The 5135-nt window shown below is 68.4% G+C and carries 3 protein-coding genes; all 3 read left to right on the forward strand.

What is annotated here, in order from left to right:
• A partial coding sequence (locus R2910_14095; GenBank protein MEZ4414112.1) for a hypothetical protein occupies positions 1 to 1909 on the forward strand: 1909 nt, incomplete at its 5' end.
• Positions 1906 to 4608 (forward strand): protein kinase, encoded by a 2703-nt coding sequence (locus R2910_14100; GenBank protein MEZ4414113.1) that lies wholly within the window; start codon positions 1906 to 1908, stop codon positions 4606 to 4608. The genes R2910_14095 and R2910_14100, both read left to right, overlap by 4 nt.
• Before the next feature lie 144 nt (positions 4609 to 4752).
• Positions 4753 to 5135: protein kinase (locus R2910_14105; GenBank protein MEZ4414114.1), on the forward strand; the 383-nt coding region annotated here is incomplete at its 3' end.

Here is a 5135-nt window from a genome sequence, read left to right on the forward strand (position 1 = left end):
GAAACTCCCGGCCGACCGCTTCGAGAGTGCCAAAGCGTTTGCCGACGCCCTGCAGGACACCCACTTCACGACGGCGTCGATGGCCGAGGTGACGCGCCCGGCCGTCACCATCGCCCGGCGCGGCGTGACCATCGGGCTCGGTGCGGCCCTCGCCGTCATGACGATGGTCGCCGCGTGGGCGCTCACGCGGCCCGCGCCTCCGCAGCCCGTGACGCGCTACGCCCTCTTCCTGCCGCCCGACCAGGCCCCCGATCCCCTTGGTTTTGCAGTGGTCTCGCCCGACGGGTCGCGCATCGTCTTTCTCGGCTCGTCTGCGGTCGGGCCGGGCAGCGCGCACCTCTGGGTCAAGGAGCGGGACCAGCTCTACGCGACCCAGCTGGCGGGGACGGAAGGTGCCTCCTCCGCCGCCATCTCACCGGACGGCAAGTGGGTTGCCTTCGTCCAGGCGGGCCGGCTCCGGAAGGTGCCCGTTGCCGGTGGTGCCGTCGTCCCACTGGTCGATCACGTCGGCACCATTCCCGGCGGCGTCGCCTGGCTGTCGGACGGCACAATTCTCTACGTCACCGAGGAGGTGCGGAGCATCGCCCGTTTGGCCGGGAACGGCGTAGCCGATCCCGTGCCGGTCTGGTCCAGGGACTCGCTGATCATCTCTGCGCTGGCACCGCTGCCGGATGCGCGCGGTGTACTCTTCCAGGCCTGTTACGCGCCCTGTGACCGGGGCGACCTGATGGCGCTCGACCTGAAGCGTGATTCCGCGCACCAGGTCGTCGCGGGGGCAGGCATCGGGTACTATGTCGACAGCGGCCACCTCGTGTACGTCCTGCGAGCCGACCAGACCGTGCTCGCGGTGCCCTTTGATCTCAAGACGCTGCAGCCCAAGGGGGCCCCGGTCGCGATGCTCGACAGCGTGGGGGCCGGAGGACGGCTCGGTGCCTACCTGACCGTGTCGCCCGGAGGCACCGTCGTCATGCGGAGCGAGACCATCGGGCAACTCCGGGAGTTCACGATGGTCTGGGTGGACCGGAATGGCCGCGAGACCCCGGTGGACTCCGGGTGGACTTTTCGCCTCACCCAGTTCGCCGGCAACTATGGCTGGCGGCTCTCCCCCGACGGCACCAGGCTGGCCATCGGCCTCAACACACCGGCCGGCGATGATATCTGGGTCAAGCCGCTGCCACGCGGCCCGCTCGCGCGCGTCACCTACGGCGAGGTGTCGGAGAACCGACCCCGGTGGACCCAGCGCGGGGACGCGGTGACCTTCGTGTCCTCCGCCGGTCTCTTCGAGCGCCGTGCGGACGGGACCGGCCAGGACTCCTTGCTCTTGGCCGGCGGGCTGGACGAGGGAGTGGTCTCCCCCGACGGTCAGTGGATCGTGTACCGGAAGGGGGCCTCCTCGGCGTCCGCGGGCGGTCGCGACATCTACGGCATTCACCGCGGCGACACCGTCCCGGTTCCGCTGGTCGTCACCCCATTCGATGAGATGGCCATCGCCCTCTCCCCCGACGGCAAGTGGCTGGCCTACCAATCGGACGAGACCGGACGCCTCGAGGTCTTCATCCGGCCGTTCCCGAGTACGACCAGCATGAAGGTGCAGGTCTCGAACGGGGGCGGCACAGCACCGATCTGGTCCCGCGACGGCGGGGAGCTGTTCTACCTGGGTGCGGACCAGCGGATGATGGCCGTGCGGGTGACGGCCAGTCCCACCCTCCAGGTCGGCGAGCCGCAGGTGCTCTTCCGCCTCTCCGATGCGCTGGCGAGGCTCAACGCGGACTACTACGCCCCATGGGACGTCGCACCGGATGGCCGGTTCATCATGGCGCGGACCATCGAGCAGGAGGCCGAAGTCGTCGCACCGCTGATCATCATCGAAAACTGGCTCGAAGAGCTGAAGACCAGGGTGAAACCATGACGGACCCCATGTCCCGCCTCGCCGCCGCCCTGTCCGACCGCTACCGCATCGAGCGGGAGCTGGGCCAGGGCGGCATGGCCACCGTCTACCTGGCCGAGGACCTGAAGCACAAGCGCCATGTGGCGCTCAAGGTGCTGAAGCCCGAACTCGCCGCCGTGCTCGGCGCCGACCGGTTCGTGCAGGAAATCACCACTACCGCGGCGCTCCAGCATCCGCATATCCTACCGCTCTTCGACTCCGGCACCGCCGACGGCTTCCTCTACTACGTGATGCCGTTCATCGACGGGGAGACGCTGCGGAGCAAGCTCGATCGCGAGACCCAGCTCGGCATCGACGAGGCGGTGGGCATCACTACCGCGGTGGCCGACGCACTGGACTACGCCCACCGGAACGGCGTCATCCACCGCGACATCAAGCCCGAGAACATCCTGCTGCACGACGGCCGGCCCATGGTGGCCGACTTCGGGATCGCACTGGCGCTCTCGGCCGCCGCCGGCGGCCGGATGACCGAGACCGGCATGAGTCTCGGCACGCCGCACTACATGAGTCCCGAGCAGGCCACCGCCGAGAAGGAGATCACCGCCCGAAGCGATGTCTACTCCCTGGGCAGCGTCTGCTACGAGATGCTCGCCGGCCAGCCTCCGCACCTTGGCGGGTCGGCGCAGCAGATCATCATGAAGATCGTGACCGACACGGCGCGGCCTGTCACGGAGCTCCGGAGGTCGGTGCCGCACAACGTGGCCGCCGCGGTGGCGAAGTCGCTGGAAAAGCTGCCGGCCGACCGGTTCGCGTCCGCGAGGGAGTTCGGGGAGGCGCTGAAGAACCCAAACTTCACGATGGTGGGCGGTACCGTCGGCCTGGCTGCGGCGACCCCGGCAGCATCGGGGCGCTGGCGCATGATCGCGATGGCGGCCTCGGTGGTGGCGGTCGTCGCCACGGCGGTGGCCGTCTGGGCCGCACGCCGACCCGAGCCCACCGGACCCGTGGGGCACTACCCCGTGGTGCTCGACAGCGCGTCACCGCTGGCGTACTTCGGTGCCGATGAGCCGAGCCGACTCGCGTTGACGCCGGACGGCCGGGAACTGGTGTATGTGGGCCAGGTTGCTGGACAAGATCGACAGCTCTTTGTTCGGCCCCTCGGCAGTCTGGCGTCGCGTCCCATCCCGGGGACGCAGGGGGTCGCGACACGCCCCGCGGTGTCCTGGGACGGTTCACAGGTCGCCTTCATGATGCTCAACCCGGCCACCATCCGGATCACGTCGCTGCGGGGCGGGCCGCCGCTGACACTGGTGGACTCCGGCTTCCGGAGCAACCCGGCCTGGGGACCCGGCGGGTATGTGTACTTCATCGGCACTGGCGACACGATCCGGCGCGTGCCGGCTGGCGGGGGACCGATCGATGATGTCGTGGCCCTCCCCGCCCCCAGCAAAGGGGGGCGGCACGGATGGCTGGATATCTTCCCCGGCGGGCGCGGCGCCCTGGTGGGGGAGGATGCGGGTGAAGATGGGCAGTACAAGCTGCATGTCGTGGATCTGCAGACTGGGCGCATCACGAACACATTGCAGGGCGTGCTGGGCTCCTACGTCGCCGAGGCCAAGGCCCTCGTTTACGTGGCGCCCGAGGGAACGCTGCTGGCCGTGCCCTTCAATCTGGGCAAGCTCGCCGTGCTCGGCCGCCCCGTGCCACTCTTCGGCAATCTTTCTGTTCGTGGGAATGACGCCGACCTGTCCATCGCCGGCGGCACGCTCGCCTACACGCTCCCCGGCATCAACTCCAACGAAACGATGATGTGGGTGGACCGCTCCGGCGCCATGACGCCGGTGGATACCGCCTGGCACGACCCCGAACTGGAGGCGTACGCCCTCTCGCCCGACGGCAGCCGGCTCGCCATTGGCATCGCGACGTCAGACGCGGGGGCCGGCCGCATCGACATCTGGGTCAAGCAGATGGACGCAGGCCCGCTCTCGCGGCTCACCTTCGGCGGAGATGGTAACTGGGCGCCTGCCTGGAGTGCCGATGGGAGGTATGTCAGCTACAACTCACGCCGTGACGGCCGCACGAGCCTCTGGCGTCGCCGCGCGGACGGCGTTGGATCGGAGGAACTGGTCGCAGATCCGGGCCGAAACGTGCTTGACGCCCGCTGGTCCGCCGACGGCGCGTGGCTGGTGGCGGCCGTCGCTGGCCCACCATCGCGTGACATCATGGTGATGAAGATCGGCAGCGACAGCGCCATGCGCCCGCTCCTGGCCGAGAGTTATCAGGAGCTGGAACCGAGCCTGTCACCTGATGGGCGCTGGCTGGCGTATGCGTCGAGGGAGACCGGCGAGCGGGAGATCTTCGTGCGGCCCTTCCCCGATGTGGACCAGGGCAAGTGGCAGATCTCCCAGGGCGGCGGCACCGATCCACTCTGGAGCGGTGACGGCCGGGAACTCTTCTATCGATCGGATGACGGAGACGCCATCCGCGTGGTGGACATGGCGCGCGGGCCGGCGCTGGCCGCGCACCGTGTCATGCTGCACGCTCCAGTCGGCACAGCGTTCGAACTGAACTTCAATGACCGGATGTTCGAGCTCTCGCGCGACGGCCGCCGCTTCCTGATCAACACCCAGGGCACGGGCGACAAGTCGGGAGACCTTGTGATCGTGGAGAACTTCATCACCGAACTGCGGGCCGCGCTGGCGGCCGAGAAGGCGGAGTGAAGAGCTCGTCGCTAAAGCGACGGCTCGGCTGATGTCGCTAAAGCGACACGGGCCCTTCTGTCACCCCGGCGAAAGCTGGGGTCCAATGAACCTGGATTCCGGCTTTCGCCGGAATGACGATTACAGCAAAGACTGGAAAGCAATTTGACTGACCCACTGTCCCGCCTCGCCGCCGCCCTGTCCGACCGCTACCGCATCGAGCGAGAGCTCGGCCAGGGAGGCATGGCCACCGTCTACCTGGCCGAGGATCTCAAGCACGACCGCAAGGTGGCGCTCAAGGTTCTGAAGCCCGAACTCGCCGCCGTCATCGGCGCCGAGCGGTTCGTCGTGGAAATCAAGACCACCGCGTCGCTCAGCCACCCGCATATCCTGCCGCTCTTTGACAGCGGCGAGGCCGACGGCTTCCTCTACTACGTCATGCCGTTCATCGACGGCGAGACGCTCCGCGCCAAGCTCGACCGCGAAACCCAACTCGGCATCGACGAGGCGGTCAGCATCACCGTGGCCGTGGCGGACGCGCTCGACTA

The sequence above is a fragment of the Gemmatimonadales bacterium genome, assembly GCA_041390145.1.
Lineage (GTDB): Bacteria > Gemmatimonadota > Gemmatimonadetes > Gemmatimonadales > GWC2-71-9 > SPDF01.